General features: G+C 36.7%; 22 protein-coding genes. 14 read left to right on the top strand and 8 right to left on the bottom strand.

From position 1 onward, the window contains the following. The first annotated feature begins 30 nt into the window (after positions 1-30). Positions 31-831, top strand: coding sequence for a hypothetical protein (locus GTQ34_RS05705; RefSeq protein ID WP_166522830.1), 801 nt, complete (start codon positions 31-33; stop codon positions 829-831). 42 nt (positions 832-873) lie between these two features. Here the strand turns inward: GTQ34_RS05705 and GTQ34_RS05700 are convergent, their stop codons facing one another. The 7 genes from GTQ34_RS05700 to GTQ34_RS05670 form a co-directional block, all read right to left on the bottom strand. After that, complete coding sequence (locus tag GTQ34_RS05700) at positions 874-1,851, bottom strand: RES family NAD+ phosphorylase (protein WP_166522829.1); 978 nt, start codon at positions 1,849-1,851, stop codon at positions 874-876. 154 nt (positions 1,852-2,005) lie between these two features. Beyond that, on the bottom strand, positions 2,006-2,881 hold the full coding sequence (locus GTQ34_RS05695) for a HEPN domain-containing protein (protein WP_166522828.1): 876 nt from the start codon (positions 2,879-2,881) through the stop codon (positions 2,006-2,008). A 17-nt stretch (positions 2,882-2,898) separates the two neighbouring features. Beyond that, entirely contained in the window at positions 2,899-3,696 is a 798-nt protein-coding gene (locus GTQ34_RS05690; protein WP_166522827.1) for a hypothetical protein, read from the bottom strand. 122 nt (positions 3,697-3,818) lie between these two features. Further along, complete coding sequence (locus GTQ34_RS05685) at positions 3,819-4,586, bottom strand: hypothetical protein (protein ID WP_166522826.1); 768 nt, start codon at positions 4,584-4,586, stop codon at positions 3,819-3,821. 121 nt (positions 4,587-4,707) lie between these two features. Then, positions 4,708-6,480 carry a diadenylate cyclase gene (locus tag GTQ34_RS05680; RefSeq protein WP_208103848.1) on the bottom strand — a complete coding sequence of 591 codons (1,773 nt, stop codon included), beginning with the start codon at positions 6,478-6,480 and terminating at the stop codon, positions 4,708-4,710. After that, positions 6,473-7,045: a Cap15 family cyclic dinucleotide receptor domain-containing protein gene (locus GTQ34_RS05675; RefSeq protein ID WP_166522825.1), complete on the bottom strand. Its 573-nt coding sequence runs from the start codon at positions 7,043-7,045 to the stop codon at positions 6,473-6,475. Before GTQ34_RS05675 ends, GTQ34_RS05680 begins: the two co-directional genes overlap by 8 nt. A 6-nt stretch (positions 7,046-7,051) precedes the next feature. Further along, a complete protein-coding gene (locus GTQ34_RS05670) occupies positions 7,052-7,945 on the bottom strand; it encodes a nucleotidyltransferase domain-containing protein (RefSeq protein WP_166522824.1) in 894 nt (297 codons plus the stop codon). Between the two features lie 465 nt (positions 7,946-8,410). Between GTQ34_RS05670 and GTQ34_RS05665 the strand changes: the two genes are divergently transcribed. Then, positions 8,411-9,202 carry an HNH endonuclease gene (locus GTQ34_RS05665; protein WP_166522823.1) on the top strand — a complete coding sequence of 264 codons (792 nt, stop codon included), beginning with the start codon at positions 8,411-8,413 and terminating at the stop codon, positions 9,200-9,202. Between the two features lie 66 nt (positions 9,203-9,268). On the opposite strand, the gene GTQ34_RS05660 is transcribed toward GTQ34_RS05665, so the two are convergent. Then, positions 9,269-10,489 carry a site-specific integrase gene (locus GTQ34_RS05660; protein WP_166522822.1) on the bottom strand — a complete coding sequence of 407 codons (1,221 nt, stop codon included), beginning with the start codon at positions 10,487-10,489 and terminating at the stop codon, positions 9,269-9,271. A 301-nt stretch (positions 10,490-10,790) separates the two neighbouring features. Here GTQ34_RS05660 and GTQ34_RS05655 point away from each other — a divergent pair, with 301 nt between their 5' ends. From GTQ34_RS05655 to GTQ34_RS05600, 12 genes are all read left to right on the top strand, one after another. Then, entirely contained in the window at positions 10,791-11,471 is a 681-nt protein-coding gene (locus GTQ34_RS05655) for a hypothetical protein (RefSeq protein ID WP_166522821.1), read from the top strand. A gap of 158 nt (positions 11,472-11,629) precedes the next feature. Beyond that, positions 11,630-11,920 carry a helix-turn-helix transcriptional regulator gene (locus tag GTQ34_RS05650; RefSeq protein ID WP_166522820.1) on the top strand — a complete coding sequence of 97 codons (291 nt, stop codon included), beginning with the start codon at positions 11,630-11,632 and terminating at the stop codon, positions 11,918-11,920. An 11-nt stretch (positions 11,921-11,931) separates the two neighbouring features. Further along, the gene (locus tag GTQ34_RS05645) at positions 11,932-13,119 is read left to right on the top strand and encodes a virulence-associated E family protein (protein ID WP_166522819.1); all 1,188 of its coding nucleotides are present in this window, start codon (positions 11,932-11,934) and stop codon (positions 13,117-13,119) included. A 222-nt stretch (positions 13,120-13,341) separates the two neighbouring features. Beyond that, the gene (locus GTQ34_RS05640; RefSeq protein WP_166522818.1) at positions 13,342-14,304 is read left to right on the top strand and encodes a toprim domain-containing protein; all 963 of its coding nucleotides are present in this window, start codon (positions 13,342-13,344) and stop codon (positions 14,302-14,304) included. Continuing rightward, positions 14,301-14,606 carry a mobilization protein MbpA gene (gene mbpA / locus GTQ34_RS05635; protein WP_166522817.1) on the top strand — a complete coding sequence of 102 codons (306 nt, stop codon included), beginning with the start codon at positions 14,301-14,303 and terminating at the stop codon, positions 14,604-14,606. The genes GTQ34_RS05640 and mbpA overlap by 4 nt, the downstream gene beginning before the upstream one ends. Further along, positions 14,603-15,472, top strand: a complete 870-nt coding sequence (locus GTQ34_RS05630; protein WP_166522816.1) for a relaxase/mobilization nuclease domain-containing protein — start codon at positions 14,603-14,605, stop codon at positions 15,470-15,472. Before mbpA ends, GTQ34_RS05630 begins: the two co-directional genes overlap by 4 nt. Positions 15,473-15,483: 11 nt before the next feature. After that, a complete protein-coding gene (locus tag GTQ34_RS05625; protein ID WP_166522815.1) occupies positions 15,484-15,957 on the top strand; it encodes a DUF6730 family protein in 474 nt (157 codons plus the stop codon). Positions 15,958-16,199: 242 nt separating this feature from the next. Next, complete coding sequence (locus GTQ34_RS05620; RefSeq protein ID WP_166522814.1) at positions 16,200-17,249, top strand: helix-turn-helix domain-containing protein; 1,050 nt, start codon at positions 16,200-16,202, stop codon at positions 17,247-17,249. Beyond that, positions 17,246-17,755, top strand: a complete 510-nt coding sequence (locus tag GTQ34_RS05615; protein WP_166522813.1) for a PIN domain-containing protein — start codon at positions 17,246-17,248, stop codon at positions 17,753-17,755. The genes GTQ34_RS05620 and GTQ34_RS05615 overlap by 4 nt, the downstream gene beginning before the upstream one ends. A 123-nt stretch (positions 17,756-17,878) precedes the next feature. Continuing rightward, on the top strand, positions 17,879-18,436 hold the full coding sequence (locus GTQ34_RS05610; protein ID WP_166522812.1) for a hypothetical protein: 558 nt from the start codon (positions 17,879-17,881) through the stop codon (positions 18,434-18,436). A gap of 3 nt (positions 18,437-18,439) precedes the next feature. After that, positions 18,440-19,090, top strand: coding sequence for a uracil-DNA glycosylase family protein (locus GTQ34_RS05605; protein ID WP_166522811.1), 651 nt, complete (start codon positions 18,440-18,442; stop codon positions 19,088-19,090). 7 nt (positions 19,091-19,097) lie between these two features. Then, positions 19,098-21,956 carry a DNA methyltransferase gene (locus tag GTQ34_RS05600; RefSeq protein ID WP_166522810.1) on the top strand — a complete coding sequence of 953 codons (2,859 nt, stop codon included), beginning with the start codon at positions 19,098-19,100 and terminating at the stop codon, positions 21,954-21,956. Positions 21,957-21,959 lie beyond the last annotated feature (3 nt).

Raw genomic sequence — 21,959 nt, 5'->3', positions numbered from 1 at the left:
CATAGGGAAATAGCAACAATAGTTTGGATAGTGCTGATAATCACAGCACTTTCCTTCAAAAAAAACATCTTAAAACCCTTCTTGGGCGTATTAGAGGCGTTTTTCAGGTTTAAGATAATAATGACTGTTCTTGCTTCCATCATATATCTAGAGCTAATCATATTGGCCTTGTCTTATGTCAAGTTTTGGGATTTCATTTTATTAAAGGACACCGTTTTTTGGTATATGGGTACAGGTTTCATTACCCTTCTTAACCTTAACAAAGCGTTGGAAGAAAACGACTTTTTCAGAAGGACTGTAATAGACAGTTTTAAGTTCATTGTGTTGTTCCAATTTTTGGTCAATGTATATTCCTTCAACTTGGTTATGGAATTCATACTATTTCCTATTCTCGCTATCATTGTTGTTTTGGATTCTTTGGCGGAAGTGAAAGAAGAGTATAGGCCCATAAAGAAGCTGACAGGTACAGTGCTATCTCTATTTGGAATCTTCATTTTAATATATGCCATTTATCAAGTGAGCGTCGACTTTCGTGACTTTTCTACATGGAAAACTTTAAAAGCCTTCGTGTTCCCAGTCATATTGACCATTGGCTATATTCCTTTTACATACTTTTTGGCTTTACTGATGAAATATGAAAATGTTTTTTTAAGGGTAGGATTTAGGTTTAAAAAAGACAGAAAGCAATTTCGCTCCATTAAACGTAAAATAATTCTAACCTGTCATATAAGTCTGTCCAAGTTGAATAAGCTTAGCAACATAAACAGCTTTAATCACATCCTAAAAAAAGAAGACCTTTTGGATACTATTGAAGAAATGAAAAGCTTGTAACAACTCCTTAACCAAAAGTTAGACTATACTAATTCTTAATAATCAACGTGATGCTTTATCAAACTTCCACTGAAAGTTGTCATCAATTAAGCTTTTAAAGTCGGTCAGCAAGTAATTTTTATAAACTTCATCTTCCGGACGTATGTTTTTCCAAAATAAAATATTCTTGTTTATATCTCCATATTTGGAGATTGTAACATTAAATTTTCCCGTTTCTATATTGTAGTTCTCCAATTCAACAAGGTAGAACCTTTGTACTCTCATCATATTGTCCACAAAATTTGGGTTAATTGCCATATTTACCCCTTTGTATTGGGTTTGTACACTTGGATACATTAAAATATCAGTTGCCAAACTATGTTTAGCGTTTAGTGTCCGATGTGCAATACTTGCAGATAAAGCATAGCTTTCATCGTTGATAAACGCAGAATGAAGGAATTTTAGATACTCTACAAGCCCAGCTTTTCTTTCACTGTCAAGTTCATATTCAAAAGGTTCGTCCAATTGTTTAATTTCTGCATCCCTCAACACGCCATAATGATTGTCCTGGTGAAGCTCAGTTTGTAAAAAAGTTTGGAAAACGAACTGTTTATCAGAATCTATTAATTCCCATTTTGAAACACAGAATTTCCTTTTTTTATAATCGGTGTTCCTGACAACTTCCATTAAAGCTGTCATCGGATTGTCTGAGCAGTAAAAAACTGGACTCTTTGGAAAATTACAACGATTAAATCCGGTGAATTTTATTGGAGGATAGCTGTATTCCGAAAACAGATTCATATTTGTGAAAGAGTCAACTTCTCTAACCCTAAATATTGGAAGAGTAAAATCCGAAGGTGTAAAAAGTTTGAAGATATTTGGTAGGATTTCAAATTCTTTAAAAATTATACCTTCCACTTCTTTCAAAAAATCATCCGCATTTTTGAAGTCCGAGATTTCAGGCCAAATGGTTTTTTTTAATCTTTCGATTGACGCTTTTGCTTCTTCTAATTTGGGAAAGTTTTCGAAATTTTCACTCATTCTGTTCTATACATCACAACAATCTTGGGTACGATTAGTTGCAGATATTTCCGCAGGAAAATGCCCACCTGACATTAAAGATAATTCATTGCTAGGGATTCCGTTCTAGGATCCAGCAGGAATTAACTATACACTGTGCTGTACAGCTTATTTTTTACTTTTTCAAGGGAAATGTTGTTTTCAAAAAATCATCTTCTGCATTGTAATTTGGATTATAAATACTCCAAACTAAAATTTCTCGAGTAATATCTCTAAGTAAAAGGTATAGCTCTTTTGAGAATTTTTTTGAAACTCCTGAATGAACTAAACTAGAGCGTATGTCATATAATTTTTTAGCTGTTATAAAGTCAATTTCTATTTCAGATTTTATTGCATTTTTAAGAGTGTGATTCATGTACAATGCAAACCGGAATTTCAGTTCTCCATTATCATTTCCAGTAAGAAGTGATTCCAGTATCCCAACTAAATTTATGTAAGAATGATGATATGTATTAGGTGCATTAATGAACCTTTCCAAATTGAGCTTTATTTTTTTATTAGAAATACTTCTTATTTCCAGAAATAAATTTTCAATTTCTTTCAATTCAGAAACGTTGATTTTAAGTAATCCAGCTTTCGAAACTTTTATGAAACGAGGATAATGAAATTGACAAGCATCATATCTTTGACTTTTGCTGAAGGTTGCAACAACATAACCAAGTTTATAAAGTCTGAATGCGTCAAGAATCGATTCGACATTTTCTAATTTATCACAAAGTATATAGTATTCACTTCCAATTAATTCTTCCCAATCTTGTCTACTATACCCATCTAAATACTTAAGTCGATTTTTCTTTTTATCTGGTGATTTTGGCTTCCAGTTTTTTACTTCCTTATGTTCATCAACATCGAAGCTTTCCAAATCGAAAAGGGCGCATTGCTCCTTATAAGATAGTTTCCTTATTCCAAAGTGCTTGAGTTGGACATAATCCTGAAAGTCAACAATATCGATTTTTAATAGGGTTTCATATGGTCCTAATCTTGAAGTCAAATTATTTGATGAATATTTTAAATTATGTTGTAATCGATTTTTTCAAATCTGTTTTGTTCTTTTTTCAATTGAGTCCAGTCGAAAGAATACAATTCATTATCATTCCAATCATCGGGATAATTAACAATTAAATAGTCCCCTATACCAAATCCACCGCCAAAATAATTATACCCCTGAGTCTGCAAATTGTCAGGTCCGGGTTGAAAATCTACGTCTCTAAATTGAGCGGAAAGCAAAACACAAAGTCCAGAAAATGCATTTAATAAGTTGTCTAGGTTGGCTTGCTCAAAATTGTTCAGTCTATCGTGTTTGGCATTGTTATATGCTTGATACCAAGTCAAATTATCATTGTCTTTCCATTCAGAAAATGGCTTTTTAATATTTTTTGTTCCTTTCCAAAAAGGGAATTCAATGGAATAATCATCTAAATGATGCGTTTTGTTGATTTTTTTAAAGTCATTAATATTCCAATATTTTTCAGTTCTGGGTTGTCCTTGTCTCGAACCGTTATTGAAAACTGGCACAAAAATGTTCTCTTTAAAAATCGCTTTGAAATTGGCTTCTATCTCAATACAAGTCCGCATCAATAATTCGTGAATTCGAAATGAATAAGTCGCACAATTTTTATCAGCAGGTTCTACAAATTCGAAAAGTCTTTTTAAGTCCTCTTGTATTATTAAAAATGCTCTGGTATAGTGTTCCGGGTTTTGGCAATATTCCCTGTCAATTATATAAGCCCAATCGCTGTATCCAGCTTGAGATCCAGTTTTTAAAACTGGTCTATAATTTCTATGGAAAGGTTTGTTAAAACTCAAACTTCAATTTTTATATGCTGTTCAACGGAAACAAGCTTTGGGCTTGCTTATATCTCAAATTTAGCCAAATTTGGCGGTTGGCAAAGGACTAACAATGAACTATGGTATTGTTGGCATTAGTTTTATTCAGAACCTGTTGAAGAAGTAACCTTGGTTGCTATATTGTATATTTCATAAGCTACTTTGGCTTTGTTTCTTGTTCTTCGGTCGTTTGATATAAAATAATCGCAAAATATCCCAAAATAACAATGATTGGAATCCCAAAGTCGGGCGTAGTTTGACTTCTGAGTATACTTGTCTTTCCAATAACCAATCATATCTATAAATTCGAAAAGACCGGCTATCCTATTGTGCAATCCAAAGGTCTTTCCTTGAGGATGAAAGTCAATACTTTGTTCGACCATTTTTACAATTGACATGTCTCCAAATAGTCCTAGTTTAGTGTTTATGTGTTCAATAACCTCTTTTGGAGAATAATTGTTTATTCGCAACGGATTGATATTTAATTGTTCTCTAAAGCTCTTTTTTTGTTCTTCGTCAATCATATTCATCATAGCCTTCATCATGGATTGTCCAAAAGAAACCGCGGTGATTGTCTCATAGACTTCTTTAGGTTCTAAAATCATCTTGTGAACCTGATTTGAAGGTAATTCATGATAAAAATATTTGTTCTTTGTAAGTCGAGAAATCGACTTACATCTTCTTTCCAGCCTAGAATGAAAACTTGATGGATCACTTTCTTTCATCTCATGTGCTTCTTGTAGATGCGCAGCTGAGTAGTATAAATCCACTATCCTATTATCGACATTTTCTATTAAATCGAATCTGCCGATTTCATTATCTTCAAAATCGATTAGAATATTGTTATCTATATAGGCTGTTTTTTTCAAATTAATGCCAACTATGCCATATAATTGTAAGATACATCTTTATTCCTTCAAAATTGGTGTTAGCGATGCATTCTTGTAGCCTTATCTAAAAATTGGACAGTGTTAAAATCGACTGACAATCTTATTCATCTTTATAATATGACTTATCCATATCTGGGTTGGGTTTTAATTCTTCATATACGATTCTTACCCAAACCAAATCATCAGCGAACTTTTCTTCAATCTGATGTCTCAAAGAATTAATGGTTTTGCATTCCTCTTCTGTTAGGTAGAAATTCACGCTTTTGAAAAAATTCATTCCCCTGTTGAAGTACTTTTTATTGATGTTCTCAGATTCAAGAATTTTTCTGAAATTATCAATAGCTTCAGTAATATCACTATGTCTAATTTGAGGCTTCAAATCTGGAATTAAATTAATCATACCATCTTCCGAAACCACAACTATCATGAGGGGCACTTCAGAACCAAAATGCTCATAATATCGCACTGCTGAGTTGTAGCGTGATCCCCGTGAAGAATCTCCTTTTAAAGTTGCAATTCCGTCAAGTATAACTCCAATGGCATGACAATTTGCTTTTTCATCCATAAGAACTCCGCCATCTATTGATGTCGTTTGAGCAACTAGCTTTTCATTTAGTTTGAAAGGCTCTAGAGGAAAACACTGGTTGCCCAAGCGCTCGGCTTCCACTTCGGCTTGCAGGGATATAATAAGCATAGCTCCATGCTTTTGTTTAGTAGCCTCCAAAGTGACTTCCCATAAATCATCTATTTGCTTTTTTTTAATATCCTTGAAAAGTCTTGGCAAATCAGAATAAAACTTCTCTCTGCTGATTTTTTCTTTTGGTAGAGTAGGGAATCCATATTCAACCACCATCATAGGGTTTTCATCATGAGAGAGCTCCCATTTAAAATGGCTCTTAAAATCAACAACAAATATATTCTCATCTTTTGGGTTATACTTTCCTGTTAATTTGCCTAAGCCATATATTAATGCTGAGTCTGAAACTATGTAGGAATCTGAATCTGTTAACTCCAAAAACTTACGAACCTTTCTACGATTTCTCATTTTTATAGGCTCTTTAAGTTGTAGGGTCATCTTAAGATTCTTATGGTCATAAGGGGTTATAATCAATCCTCCAAGTCCTTCTGCACCCTCATACTTCATAGATGCTATTTCATTACAGGCATCGTATAGATCGTGTAAGCCATCAAGGTTTCCCCCGGAAGTAGATACCGTGTACATAAGATTACGTGCAGAATCTCGTAATAGTTCATCTGGTTTTCGTGAAATGGCACCCGATTCATAATTTGGATCTTTCAATGCTTGGGTGCATTCACCTAAAAAGGTATTTATGCAGCTTTCAATAAAGGAACGTGAAATGCAATATTTTTCATTCCACTTATCTTTAGTTAGTGCATAATATTTTGACAATACATTTTTATTTAAGGATAGAGCGGTAAACACAAGATATCCTTCTACATATGTTGGGAAAGCAACAAAATAATCTTCTTCTCCGTATGCTCCCACTTTCCTTAGAGTCTTTAAAATGCTATCTCGATATGCTCTTTTTGAAATTCTATGGTCATGATTTTCTTGTGCTATCGGATGTGAATGAATGATTTTTGATTCGCTATCCACCTTGATAAGTTCACTGGCCAATTGGTCTACATCTGAAAAACTACTTACATGAAAACCTGTATCATCAGGTTCAATGCAAATGGGGTGTCTATTATTCCTGTCTTCAATTAATACCCCAATGAAAAACACGTTTGGATTTAGCCCTATATCCAGCTTATTAAAAAGACTTTCAGCTGAAACTTTGAATGAAATTTGTACATGTTTTTGGTATCCCCACATAAATAGTTCAATCACATCACCTTTGGTTCTATCCATATTTATTAGTTTTTCTCCTTAACCGAAGCTCCCCTGTTGTTTCTCTAGAAGTCCAATATTCTCCTTCTAATTCATTAACCTTAAACCCTTTGAATTCAAGTCGAGTTGTTCCATAATGAATTTCACTGCGCTCTCTGACACTAGGCTTAGGGGTGTTTAAATATGAATAGAATAATTGGCATAAGCCTCTCTCAGAATCTATGTCGAATGAAGCACCGGTGCTATAGCTTTTGCTTTCACCAGTTTGAATTTGCACTTGAACATTGAAAAATGTTTGGCTGATAGTAACCTGTGTTGGTATTGGATCGAGGGATTTGTTGTTCCAATTGGATATTAGCTCACCTTCCCATTCACCTGAAAGATTAGGAAAGGGGACCAACCAAGGGTAAAAAATTCTAAACTTCCATGCCCAATGAATAAAAATCATCCAGACAATTACGTTTATAGCCACTGTTGATGAAAAAGCAGACAGTATGTTTTTGGTAAAAAGAAAGACTAGTAAAAAGGTAATGATACCAAGACCAAGTATTGCGTAGGCAAAAGTTCTAATGTTGTACTTTATCATGATCTTTTATTTAAATTCTAGATAATCCCAAGCTTGCAGCATATAATCGTTTACCTCTTTTCTTGACCATTTTCTCTCTCCATGAAAAAGATAAAGTAGTTCTGAGACCTCTCCCCATTCCTTGCACTCTTTTTCCTCCTTAGTTTTTTGATAGATATAGACTATTGAGTCTCTAAGACGATCAGTCCATGTATCATTGTTATTAAAAATACGGTTAGGTACATTCCACACCAAACATTCTAACAAAAATGAAGTAATACCGTCACCTATATCCTCGCCATCATCAATCATTTTATATCTCAACTTTCTATGAATTCGGGTTAGTCTTTTAAACCTCATATGGGTTTCAGCATTTTTGTCTTTACCATTTTTAATATGTTGTTTCGGATAGTTGTCTATCCAAGTACCCTTATCAGATTTAAAGTAAACTCCTGTTACATATCTCTTAGCACTTGAGTATCTTTTGTATTCCCAGGTAGGAACGACATCTGTCTCAACTCGATAGGTATTACCCAACACTTTAATACATTTATCCTCCCTTCTAACCGAATCCCTGCCAAACTTTCTAATAAGTGCTTTTTCCACATCATCTTTAAGTTCAGCATAGGAGTATTCACTCGGATTCCCGAGGCCTGCATCATCTTTGGAAACATCATTGGGCAAATCATAATAAAACCCATCGTTGTAACAGACATTGATATCTATATCACTATTGAGTTTTACATTAGTATCATTAGCATACGACCCCTGTCCGAAAACCTCTATTGATTTTGACAACAGAGTTTCATCTTCACTAATGGCTTCTCGAACCATTCGTTCAGCATTATTTAGCTTTGTCTCTTCTGCGTCGCTTGGAGGCCTTCTCCAATTATTCAATGTCTCTTCTGAAATTTTTGGCATATATTATTTAGTTTTTTCATATCGAACTATAGTTTAAATGGCTGAAAATCAATGTTTCAAATTCCACGCCATTATCATAAGAACGCCATTTTGTCACGAAAGGAAATATAATTTGAAAAACGAATCATTACTTATAAAGTGTATATTGAGGATATATATGAACTAGAAGCTTTAAGAGAAAATTTCCCGATTAAAATGGGACGACCTTATGTGTTCAGATTTTGGGCTCCAAATGAAAATACCCTTAGCGAGCTTTCCGAAGGATATATTTGGTTTTCAGTATTAATTTTTTTGAATTCAAAGAGATAACCTGATTCATTAAAAAAATAGTTGTGCAACAGCCACGGCCGTTTTACGGGACTATCTTTTTTAGTACAAAAGCTTAAATTCGTAATCCGACTAAAATAGAAGTTTGCGTGTTAGTATGCATATACAATTGTTGCCCGCAATTTGAGAAAGACCGAAATGAAGTGTATTTTTTGTGAGAATATTAATAGAGCGAAATCTATTGAGCATATTGTGCCGGAATCGTTCGGAAACAAAAATTATACTCTTGAAAAAGGAGTTGTTTGTGATAAATGCAATAATAGCTTTTCCAATTTTGAAGGAAAAGCACTTACGAATTCGGTTTTTGTGATGGAAAGATGTCGTTTTGGTATCGCCACAAAAAAAGGAAAACCCGTAAAAGGGAAAGTAAATGATTTAGTTGTTCAGGCTGATTCAGATTTTAAAAAGAATCTCATTACTTTTAAAAGTGTAGACCCAAAAAACTTAAAGCTAATTGACCCTAAAACAGGTGCTATGGCACTTACAGTAGAAACATTTGATAAGAGTGAATCTGCTGTCTCAAAGTTACTGCTAACAATGGGACTTGAATCCTTGTACAAATCTCAAAAAGGGCTTTACAACAAGTATGATTTTAGCGAATTGAGAGATTATATAATGAATAGGAACGGAATTGATTGGCCTTTTGTAGATTCACAGTTTACGATGCCAAGTTTTAAAAGTATACCAACATTTTACGATAAGCACTTATTGAATAAAGCTCATTGTAAATTACAATTCCGAGAATACAATACCAACACATTACTATTCAAATTTGTTTACGGTGGTGTTGAAATGATGACTAATTTATTGAATAGAGATTTGGAGTGGATAGCAGAACAAAATTTCACAAAATCTAATAGTGCATTGCACCCAGAACACTACAGAAAGAAAATAAAAACTGTGGGCAATGCATCCTATGAAAATCCTTAGTCTAGCCATTTAAAACGAATGTATTTTGAAATCTGTTGACCCTTTCAAGAATAATTCTCAAAAGCATTAAAAACTATTCAACTCTTCTTGATAAGCATCAATCACATTACTCGGAAGTGACTTCAGGTAGATTTGAGTAGTTGATAGCTTACTGTGCCCTAACATTTTAGAAATTGCGGGTAGGGGAATATTTTTAAATAGGGCATGGGTGGCAAAGCTATGTCTTGAAACATAAGAGGTCAAACGCTCCTCAATTCCGCATAGATTTGCTATTTCTTTAAGGCCTTTATTATATCGCTTTAAGGCCCATTGCGCATCCTTGTATTGAAGTTCTAGACTCTCCCTCTTAATTATGGGGAGTATGAAATCATCCTTTTGCGTCCCTCTCAGGTAATAATCCAAAACCTCCGTCAGTTGGGGTGTCAGCTTTATATCGTAGGCCTTTGATGTTTTTCGCCTTTGAAATTTTATTCTACCATCCATAACATTCTGCCTTTTGAGAAAAGCCATATCTACAAATGACATTCCCATGGTCATATATGACAGTAGAAAATAGTTCCGACAATGAAAAAGTGGACTGTCCTCTTCCAGATTTAATTCAAGGATGCGTCTTATATACTCTAAGTTAATTGCCCTCTTTTGAGTGGGAGCAGTTTTGATTTGATATTTAAAAAAGGGATAATTATCCCTTTGTACGTGACCCTCTTTAATACCCTTATTGTAAATGGCTTTGATAGTTCGCATATAGGAGGCTATCCCATTCATAGAATTCCCAGGCTTGGATAAATGATACCTCTCAAAACGCTTTAAAAACTGGTAGTTAAGCTCGTTGAACTTTAAATCGCGGTTTTTGGTAAATGTTTTTAATATACTCAAAACACCATCATAGTTTCGGGCAGTCCCATAACGTTGGGATTCTTTGAGCTTCTCAACTTGCGAATAACCGAATTTGTAAAAAGACGCATACTTCGTTTTCCCAACAATTCTGTCCTTGATCTCAACGATGGACATAAAATCCAAATCACCTTTGTAGTGTAAGTTGTTTACAATTTCATTTGCCTTAGCTAATTGGGTCCGCAATAAGTTGTTTAAAAAGTTAATGGATTCCACTCCTTTGTAAGCACGTTTGACTTGTTTTTTTCTATCGTCCCAGAAAGTTTCTGGAACGGATTGCCCGGTAGCTATTGAAGTTGTTTTTTGAAAATGACCGAGTCGAATAATAATCGGATAAGAGTTATCTTTCCGTATTCTTCGTTTGTCCAAACTGAGCGATAAACTGGTCTGCATATTTCAAGGTACAAAAAAATTTGCACATAATTTGCACATATATTATTGACTTTATCTGATTTCATTTTGAATCAAAATTTATTAAAGCACTGATAATCAATAATATAATAAGTTTTAAATTTTAACATTTACCCTAATGCCCTCTGCTGTTAATCAGAGGGTCCTTGGTTCGAGCCCAAGAGGGGGAGCCCAGTGATAGTAAGCCTTTCGAGAAATCGGGAGGCTTTCTTTTTTGACTGGGTACAACATAGGTACAACATTTTATTTTTCTTTTGATTTCATTTATTCCTACCTTGAATGGATGGAACGATTGGGTGAAATATTGGCCAATTGGCTGTACCAAAGTCGAAGGGAGCTAAAACTGCTATGGTTAAAACATGGTTCTCTGACAACCAACAGACTTTCCATCTTCCTGATACTACTTTTTGGCATAGTACCTTTGACCCTTTATTTTCTCATATCCGGTACCACTTACTCCATCGTTCAAATTGTAGCTAGTTACCTTTTTGTTACCCTGTTGTTCGCTTTGACATTATTACTGGCCATTACTTGGTTCAAATCCGAGGAGCTATTCAAAAACAATGTTCAGGGTTTTTCATTTTTGCCGTTATCACCATCCAGAATCGATGCCGGTTTTTTCGGTTTTAATGATGGGGATGTAAAGAACCTTCTTAGGTTGGTCAATGGACTACCAGCAAAGCAAAAAATCATAATCAGGGAAACTCCTAAAAACAAACAATCCGGGAACGTCCGATTTTTATTCACCTTTTTGGATTTAATTGTTCGCAGAGGGATATTCAAGATGGATACTAAACCCAAAGAGTCATTGAACACGCTCATTTCGGAACGGTTTACGTTCCAAAACTCTGAAATTAATCCAAGTACGCTTCCTTCCAGCTATTCCAAATGGTGTTCTGCTACCCAAGAAGGTAGTTACGATGATGTACGAAAAGACATCTCAAAAGCCCTCGGAATTATATAAAACCCACTTCGTTTTAATTTTTATAAGGAAAAAAAAGGGCAATCTTAAAGCAATCGTTATTTCCCTATTGGTTTTACTGCATCTGCCGTCATATGTTTGTCGTGTACAATCAAAGTAAAAGGCCTTTTACTCATTATTAATTCTTAAACGTAAAGATTATGAATGAGCAAGAGAATGTTGTGGACTTACTTCAGGATATCAAAGGCCTGCTTTCCCACACCAAAAAAGTATTCAACATCGATGACCTTGTAAAATATACAGGGCTATCCAAGAGCAAGATTTACAAACTCTCCCAATTAAAGCTAATACCGACGGGTAACAATAAGCACATCCGTCAACTATTCTTCAACAAAGAAGAAATCGACGCCTGGCTTTTAGGGGAACCCAATTTATCAGATGAATTCTTAGAGCGGCAGTTCAATGAACAGCTGGCGAAGAACAAAAGATAAATAGCGGTATCATGAAAGATAATATTCCTGAGCTCTACGATGTAGCCGACCCTAAGAAAAAGACGGTATATGATTATACCATGGAATACTTGGAAGCCAAGTACGACATTACGTATAACGAGATATCACATGACTTCCAGATTGCCTTTAAAGGTTCCAAGGAATGGCAGTACCTGAATCTGAATTCCTTGATTATTGAACTAGCAAAAGCAGGGGTCGATATCCCCACAGGTAAATTGGAAATCCTGATCCGCTCGGAATGGATACCAAAGTACAATCCCATCAAGGAATATTTTGAGGGGCTTCCCAAATGGGACGGGAAAGATCATATTTTGAAATTGGCATCCTATGTACCGACCTATGAGAAAGAAGCCTTTGACTATCACTTCAAAAAATGGTTGGTGCGGACTATAAAATGTGCTTTGGAGGTCAATTATTTCAACAAGCAAGCCTTTGTACTGTCCCATCAAGGTCAGAACTCTGGCAAATCCACCTGGTGCCGATTTCTATGTCCGTCAGAACTGGCGGAATATATGGCAGAGGATATCAGCAACGATAAGGATGCTAGGATACAGCTTTGCCGAAACTTTCTGTACAATCTGGACGAACTGGCCGTACTTTCCAAGAAGGATGTCAACGCCTTAAAGTCGTTTTTCTCCAAAACCTTTATCAATGAAAGGTTGCCTTATGATCGAAAGAATACGACACTACCCCGCATATGTTCCTTTGTCGGCTCTACTAATATGTCCTCATTTTTAAATGACGAAACGGGTTCAGTACGATGGCTCTGTTTTGAGCTTAAGGGAAAAATCGATTTTGGGTATTCGAAGGAAGTAGATATAAACGGGGTATGGTCACAAGCGTATTATCTCGCCTACACCGACCCTAACTTTAACCCCGAACTATCCATCAAGGATATCCAGGAGAACGAGGAGCGGAACAAGAAATACACCAAGTTGACCACGGAGGAAGAACTGGTTTCCAAATATTTTGAAAAGTCCAATGACATTGAAGATTTTGTGACCGCCTCGGACGTACTGGTCAAGCTGAGCTGCCTGAACCTTCGACTGAACCAGATAAACTTGGGCCGGGCGTTGTCCGGATTTAATTTTCAAAGAATAAAACATCCCAAACGACAGGTGTACGGTTATCTGGCAAAACCCATTTTTGGGAAGACACCTTGGGAGGTGGAACTTTAAAATACTTTAATAATAGCTACCTACTTACCTAGAGTACCTGTATCTCCATACTTGCGGGAGCCGACTTAGGTAGGATATATAAACTATTAGTTACCTGGATACTACCAAACCTACCTTATTGGGTAAGATGGGTAACCTCAATTTTAAACCCACCTTAGCCGTGAACACCTATAAATATGGACTTAGGTAAGAAGGTAACCGAAATTCAATAAAAAGAGACTGATGAAAGAAAAAAGAACAAATAAACTATCGTGTGAAAGAGCCCGAGCCTTTCCCATCGAAAGGGCGCTGGCAAAACTCGGGCACTTTCCGACCAGGACGAACGAAAAAGAAGCTTGGTTCCTGAGCCCTTTCCGCTCAGAAACGCAAGCCTCTTTCAAGGTGTCCAAGAAACTGAACAGATGGTACGACCATGGAGAAGGTATCGGTGGTAATGTAATTGACCTAGTATGCCAAATCACGAAATCTTCGGTTAGGGAAGCATTGACTCTAATCGGACAAGACCAAACCTCTTTCTCTTTTCAGCAGCAGGCGATTTTTAGCAATATTGAAGACAACGAATGCAAAATCACCGTCACAGAAATTAAAACGCTCACCCATTTTGCTTTAAAGGATTATCTGAAATCGAGGAAGGTTTCAATAGCGACCGCTAGCAAATTGGTCAAAGAAGTCCAGTATGATTTCAAGGATAGGAGCTATTTCGCACTTGGACTCCAGAACGAATCCGGGGGATGGGAACTGCGGAACAAATATTACAAGAATTCTAGTTCGCCGAAGGACATCACCCACATCAAAAATGGAAATGAAAAGCTTATCGTTACCGAAGGCATGTTCGACCTATTATCCATTTTAGAGGATGCTGAAAAACTCGAATACAACTATGATTTTCTGGTATTGAACTCCACGGCATTTCTACAAAAAGCTCGAAAAATAATCAAGGAATATAGCTACGTAGAACTCTATTTGGACAACGATACAAATGGAAACCGAACGACCCGAAAGATGATGGAATATTCGATTAACTGCATTGACAAATCAACCATATACAAAGGATTTAAGGATATGAACGAATGGCTCATATCTAGTGCTAAAAAGGGACTTGGTCAGGGAGCGCGAGATGTGTTTTTGTTGCCACAAAAACAAACTCGCTTTACTCCCGGCGGTCGCAAAGTGAAAAAGAAATGAAACGGACCTATATCAAGTTCCGGTGCTCCATCTACGAGAAGAAGCTGCTCAAAAAAAGGGCTGAACGTGCAGGTATTTCCCTCTCCGAATATTGCCGTAGCTCCGCTTTTGGCAATTCGGTCATCGAACGTTTGACCGAGGAGCAATTAGTTTATTATAAAATGCTAGTGAAGTACAAGGGCAACTTTACCCGTATCGGAAATATGTTCAAGAAACACAATCCAAAACTGGCCAGCGAGGTCGAGCAATTGGCAGAGGAAATACGCACACATTTATATAATTTCAAAAGAACAAAGAGATGATAGGCAAAGGAACTTCCATAGCGCACACTGCCACAAGTATCGATTACGGTTGGAACCAGGAGAAGAATGCCGAAGTGGTCTTTAGCCAACATCTGGCGGGAACCAATCCCCACGAAATCACCGAGGAGTTCAGGTTGGTCCAGGAAGAGAATACCCGTTGCCAAAATAACACATTGAGCTTTATACTTAGTCCGACACAGGAAGATGGTAAGAATCTCACTAAGGAAAAACTGGAAGAACTGACCCAAAGGTTTGTCAAAGAGATGCAGCTCCGGGAAAGACAAGCTATCGCTTTTGTCCATAGGGACAAGGCACATACACATGTGCATCTTTATGTAAACAGGATAGGTTTTGACGGCAAGGCCTACAATGACAGCTTTATCGGGAAACGAAGCCAACTGGCCGCCGAGAACGTCGCCAGGGAAATGGGACTGACCACGGTCAAGGAAGTACAATTGGAAAAGGAATTGGATTCCATACAAGTGCGACTGGCAATTAGAAACGCTCATCAAAAAGTAATGGAAAATGAAAGGCCAAAAACGTTGGATAGTTATATCAAGGCGATGAAAGAAAGGAACGTGGAAGTCATTCCAAGTATTAATCGTGCCAATAAGCTACAAGGATTCAGGTTCGAGTACCAAGGTCATAATTTTAAGGCAAGCGAGGTACACCGATCCATGTCCGGGGGAAGGATTATGGCGCAGCTAACTCAAAATAAGGGTATAACCAAATCAATGGAGGTCAGCAAATCAGCAAAGCTTTTGGGCAAGACCGTGGAAATGAGTACCAACCTTGCCACCAGTGTTGCTAAAAACATCATTAAAAAAACAATTAAAAGGGCCATCGATACAGGAATCGGGTATTAAAATAATAAGCCATGGGATACAAAAAACTGGATGAAGTAATGGAGTTGCTCACCGATGAACTGGACGGATTTAATAGGGCCATCGACAAACTGGAGCAACTGACCCAAAATGTGGATAATATAAAGATACAAACGGATACTACACAAATAGAGTTTATGCTCCGGGAACATTTAATGCTGGAGAAAACAAAGAATACTGGGCATAGAGAAGATGTTCAAAGCATAAGGGAACAGGTTTCCAGGGCCAGGTTGGTCCCAAAAGTGCAGCTATGGTTCAGCTATGCCGTTTGGATGATATCATCAGTCATTATCTGCTACTTGGCCTTCAAAGTATCTCAAATAGATAACATTCAAGAAAAGGCCTTCACCACAGGGGAGCAACATGTGATAACTAGTCTAAGGGGATATTTTGACCAGAATCCGGAGCACTTTAAATCATATCAAAAATGGGTAAAGGAAAAAGATAGTGTTCCAAACCAAAAGTAGGGTGCGCCCTATGGAATTTTTGCTTTACGTTTATCTGCCGGAACACTACAAAAATTCCACAGGATCCATGCGCAAAGTTTTGAGGTAAGATTTGGGACACAAGGTTTTAAGTCCCATGAAATAATTAGAAATTTGTTTGCGAAAAACGACAATTTTAGAAGTGTTTTGCAAACTCATTTCACACCGTTGGTTTACAAATAGAATAAATTTTGTAAATTTGTCAACACATTATCAACAATCCTATGAAAGAACTGTTCGCAAAAAGATTAAAAAGTGCACGTTTGCTTTCCGCAATGTCTCAAGACAATCTGGTGGAGGCCATGGGTGCTATTGTCTCTAAAAATGCCATTTCAAAATATGAAAAGGGGCAGATGATGCCGAATAGTGCTGTGTTAATAAAGCTTGCTAAAGCTCTTAATGTAAAACCCGACTACTTCTTTAGGCCATTGGGTGCAGAAATCGAAAATATCGAGTTTAGAAAACGAAGCGTGCTGGGCGTAAAAAAGACCAATGCCATCAAGCAGAAAGTGGCCGAAAGTGTTGAGCGTTATCTAGAAATAGAGGATTTGCTACAAATTAAATCTGCATTCATAAATCCGATTAAAGACCTTGTAATCTCCAATATTTCGGATATAGATGACGCCGTTAATAATTTGCTTAAAGCATGGAAATTAGGTATCAATGCCCTGCCAAATGTTATAGAAATATTAGAAGACAAAGAAATAAAGGTTATTGAACTGGATGCCGATTTAGCTTTTGATGGCCTTTCCGGTTGGGCTGATGGTGCTGTACCCATAATTGTAGTGAACAAGAATTATAACATTGAAAGAAAGCGATTTACCGCACTCCATGAATTGGGTCATCTTTTATTGAATTTCTCCAAAAAGTTAAGCGATAAAGAAATAGAGCGGCTCTGCCATGCCTTTGCCGGCGCAATGCTTATTCCATATGAGACTTTTATAAATGAAATTGGTTCTAAAAAAAGAAAAAGTGTAAGCCTTTCGGAATTAATCAGTATCAAGGAAACCTATGGTATTTCTATTCAAGCCATAATGGCTCGTGCCAAGAATTTAGGGATTATCGACGAATATAGCTTTGTCAAGTTTAGAAAGTATATTTCGGGCAATCGGGAAGAAAAAGGCCTAGGTCAATACAAGGGCAAAGAGCATTCGGATAGATTCATGCAGTTGATCTACCGTGCGGCTTCCGAAGAAATAATCAGCCTTAGTAAGGCTGCTAATCTTTCAAACGAAAAACTGGCCGCATTTCGTGATCAATTTATTGCCCTATGACCATTGTAGTGAATGATGCCAATATCTTGATTGATTTGGTAAAACTCGAAATACTCAGTCCTTTTTTTGGATTGAACTTTCAGTTTTACACCACTGATTTGGTCCTTGAAGAATTGCACGACCATCAAAAGACAGCATTAAAACCATATATTGATATAAATCAATTACAAGTACAGGAAATTTCAGAAGAACAATTAAAAGATATCATTGCAATTCGAATGGAAAGACCCTCTTTGTCGGAGCAAGATTGCTCCGCTTTTTATCAAGCGCAGTATTTAGAGGCAACATTGATTACGAGCGATAATACCCTTAGAAAATTCGCAAAAGTAAAAAAACTCGATGTACATGGCCATTTATGGGTTTTTGACCAGATGGTCATTGCCCAGACCCTTAGCCCTGACTTAGCTTCTCAAAAGTTGGATGAACTTTGCGATACAATAAATCCAAAACTCAATCTTCCTAAAAAAGAATGTGAACTTCGGAAAAAAAAATGGCAAGGGACTTAATTCATTTGAACAATTCCTTGTCAGCATAATTTTATAAGAAAATTCTTCACTCCGTACTATAAAAAATTGTTAAACCGCTTCCTTATTTCTATTTTGGTAGTAAACTAAACTGCCAATAAATCTATGCCAGACTGTACCGAATGTAGGTCCTACACTAAGTTCAATAACGGACTTTGTACCCAATGTTACTACAAACAAAATGAAAACCCTTGGGTTTCTGGGGTAATTAAGGGCAGAATTGCCGAAACCATTGTTGAGCAGCTTTTTATTTCATTGGGTTTTCAAGTTTTCAAATACGGCATGGAAAATTCCATTCCAGGTATTTCTGATTTATTAAAGGGTGTACGCGGCGATGTCTCAAAAAATATTCGGCAAATGCCAGACTTCGTTGTATTCAAGGATAAGGAAGCTCATTTTATAGAAGTGAAATTTAGAAAGAATGGTTGCTTGGCCTTAAAGGACATTGAATCTTATGGAGATTACCCTTTTGAAAATGCCTTGTTCGTTTTGCTATCTCCAAAGCATATTAAATGTATTTCCTACAGAGAGTTGAAGAAAGGAAAAGAAATTCATGAAAAATGCAGAAATTGGTTAGGCAGCCGAAAAGAATTTGAAACCGACAAAGACTTGATAATTGATTATTGTAAATATGCAATCAAGTTTTTTGAAAATTTGGAATAACGGATGACCAGAACAGAACAACTAAACCTGCTTTTTGAAAATTGGGAAGCTGAAATACCAGAATATAAGGGAAAGTTTATAAAAGATGGTATTAACAACGAAGACCTATATACAAACGCAAAGACTAAAATGCTGTTTTTGACTAAAGAACCCAACAATCCCAAACAGGAAGCTGGTGATTTTCGGAAATGGTGGAAAGAAGGCCTCAAGTATACTTTTTCGCACCGTTTGGCCGAATGGAGCTATGGTATTTTAAATGATTTTCCTGAATATGAACAAACATGGCATGATAAAGAAGGTTTTAGCAGTGCCATCTTTTATGTAGCATTTATGAACATAAAAAAAATAGGTGGTAAAGGACTTTCCAATTACGCTGAAATGGAAAGGCACCTTTTACAAAATAAAGATAGATTATTGAGACAAATAGAAATCATCGAACCAGATGTCATTATCACTGGCTTAACCTGGAAAAAGCTAAGAAACCAACTTTTTGATAAAGTCATTTGGAAGCATAGTGGCTACAATATTGCCATTGGAAGATATCAAAATACTAAAATCATAGATTTTTATCATCCATCAGCTCGTAATGCGGCAGCAGCCTCATATAGTTTGTTAGAAAATGTGATGAAATCTAGCTCTTTTAAACAATTGTAACAGCCCAATGATTGACAGCATAAATAACTTCATAAAATATGTCTCAACTTTAGACGGTGACGAGAAAGGCGAAGCACAAGTGTTCTGTGACAGACTATTTCAAGCCTTTGGCCATGACGGATATAAAGAGGCTGGGGCAACACTTGAGTTTCGGGTAAAATCAAAGAAGAAAACCAACTTTGCCGATTTGTTATGGGGTGAGCGTGTACTCATCGAAATGAAGAAAAAGGGAGCCCAACTTCCTAGCCATCGTACCCAAATTTTTGATTATTGGTGGAAACTCAGGCCAAATCAACCCAAATACTCTATCCTCTGCAATTTCAATGAGTTTGTTATTTATGATTTTGCCATTCAAGATGAACCACTTGACCGTATTAAACTTGAGGAGCTTGAAGACCGTTATACGGCGTTCAATTTTATGTTGCCAAAAGCAACTACTCCAATTTTTGAAAATAACCTTGAGGAAGCCACGAGGGAAACTGCTGATTTAGTGGCAAAGGTTTTCAACTCACTCATCGAGCGTGGTGTCGAACGGGAAAGGGCTCAACGGTTTCTTTTGCAATCCGTATTTACCATGTTTGCTGAAGATTACCAATTGCTTCCCAAGGATATATTTACTAAGATTCTCTTAGATAGTCACAAAGGATTAGGCAATGCGTACGATTTGATTGCAGGCCTGTTTCACCAAATGAATAATAAAGAGTCTGCTCGTGGAGGAAGATTCAAAGAGGTTTCTTATTTCAATGGGGGTTTGTTTGCCAAGCCAGAACCAATTGAATTAACGGACGAGGAGGTTAAGATGTTGCTAAACGCCTCTAGTAAATTATGGAACAAGGTTAACCCCGCCATATTTGGCACCATTTTTCAGAGTAGTATGGGCGCAGAAGAGCGCCATGCTTATGGAGCACATTTTACCACCGAACTGGATATTCTAAAAATTGTTCATCCAACTATTATCGAGCCATGGCGTGAAAAAATAGCGAAGGCAAAAACGCTAAAGGATATGAAGCAACTTCGGAAGGAGTTGGCTGGTTTTAAGGTGTTGGACCCCGCTTGCGGTAGTGGAGACTTTTTGTACGTAGCTTTTCGTGAATTAAAAAGGGTTGAAATGGAACTGCTCAATAAAATTCATATTGAGTTTCCTAAAAGTGCTGGTGAAATAGGTACACAGTCTATTGTCAGCATCAAACAATTTCATGGAATGGACTTTAATCCATTTGCTGTTGAGCTATCTAAGGTCACGCTTATGCTGGCGAAGGAAATTGCTATCAAGGAAACAAGGGAATGGGTCGATACCATACAAACTGGTATCCCTTTTCAAATGGAAGAAACTTTACCGTTGGACAATATGGATGAAAATATACTTTATGCGGATGCCTTGTTTACAGATTGGATTGAAGCTGATGTGATAGTTGGCAATCCTCCCTATCAGAGCAAGAATAAGATGCAAGAGGAATACGGAATAGAATACCTTAATAAGCTTTGGAATGCCTACCCGGATGTCCCAGGTAGAGCAGATTATTGTGTGTATTGGTTTTATAAGGCACACCAAAATCTTAATAATGGTGGATTTGCTGGTTTGGTGGGAACAAATACCATCCGCCAGAATTATAGCAGAGAAGGAAGCCTTGATTATATCACCGATAATGGAGGTGTTATTTTTAATGCCATATCATCTCAACCTTGGTCGGGTGATGCTGTGGTCTTTGTATCTATTGTCAATTGGACAAAAGGTGATTTTCAAGGTAAGAAGAGACTATACGTAGAAGATAAAAATGATGAGTTACAAGAATATATATTAGACAATATAAACAGTAGTCTGTCCCTGCAAATAGACGTGACTGAGGCAAAAGTCTTGGACTGCAATAAGTCACCCAAAAAGGTTTTTCAAGGGCAAACTCACGGTCATGAAGGATTTTTAGTTGCCAAAATGGAGGGTTTAGAGATGTTAGCTAAAAATAAAGTCAATCATAAGGTTGTTAAACCATTCTTGATTGGAAGGGAACTTGTTGCAAATGAAAAAAGTCAACCAGAGAGATTCGTAATCGATTTTACAGACAAGGACATTATTGAGGCGGCATCCTTCCCTGAACCCTATGAAATGGTCAAAAAATCTGTTTTGCCTGATAGGGAAGCTAAAGCTAATGAACAAGAGGAGAAAAATCAAAAGGCGTTGGAAAATAATTCTAAAGCAAAAGTCAATAAACATCACATCAATTTTTACAATAAATGGTGGCAACTTTCTTATGGCAGGAAGGATTTATTCAAAGTGTTATCTAAATTGAAAAGATACATTGCTTGTTCAAGGGTTTCAGCTAGACCAATCTTTGAATTTGTTTCTTCTGACATAAACCCTAATGATGCTTTAATGGTTTTTGCGTTTGAAGATAATTACACTTTTGGAATCATTCAGTCGCAAGCTCATATTCTGTGGTATCAGGAAAAATGTTCATCAATGAAAGGGGATCCTAGATATACGCCAAATACAATTTGGGACACTTTCCCCTTTCCACAAAATCCAAAACTGGCTGATGTTAAGAAAGTGGCTGTTGCTGCAAAAAAATTACGGGAAATGCGAAATAAAATAATGGATAAACATAATTATACCCTCCGTGATATTTACCGCATTCTAGAGGAGCCAGGGGCTAATCCATTGAAAGATGCTCATCAAAACTTGGATGATGCAGTTTTGGCTGCTTACGGGTTCGGAAAACGAAAAGATCTTCTTTCGCAACTACTAGATCTCAATTTTGAAATTGCTAATAAAATAGAAAAGGGAGAGGAAGTACAAAGTCCTGGCTTGCCCAAATGTGTAAAAAACAAAAAGGAATTTGTGAGTGGGGATTGTGTTAAAATGGAAAATTAAACA

Source organism: Flagellimonas ochracea (assembly GCF_009903685.1).
Classification (GTDB): Bacteria; Bacteroidota; Bacteroidia; order Flavobacteriales; family Flavobacteriaceae; genus Flagellimonas; species Flagellimonas ochracea.
The sequence above is the reverse complement of the archived record's forward strand: the minus strand, read 5'-3'. Positions and strand labels throughout refer to the sequence as shown.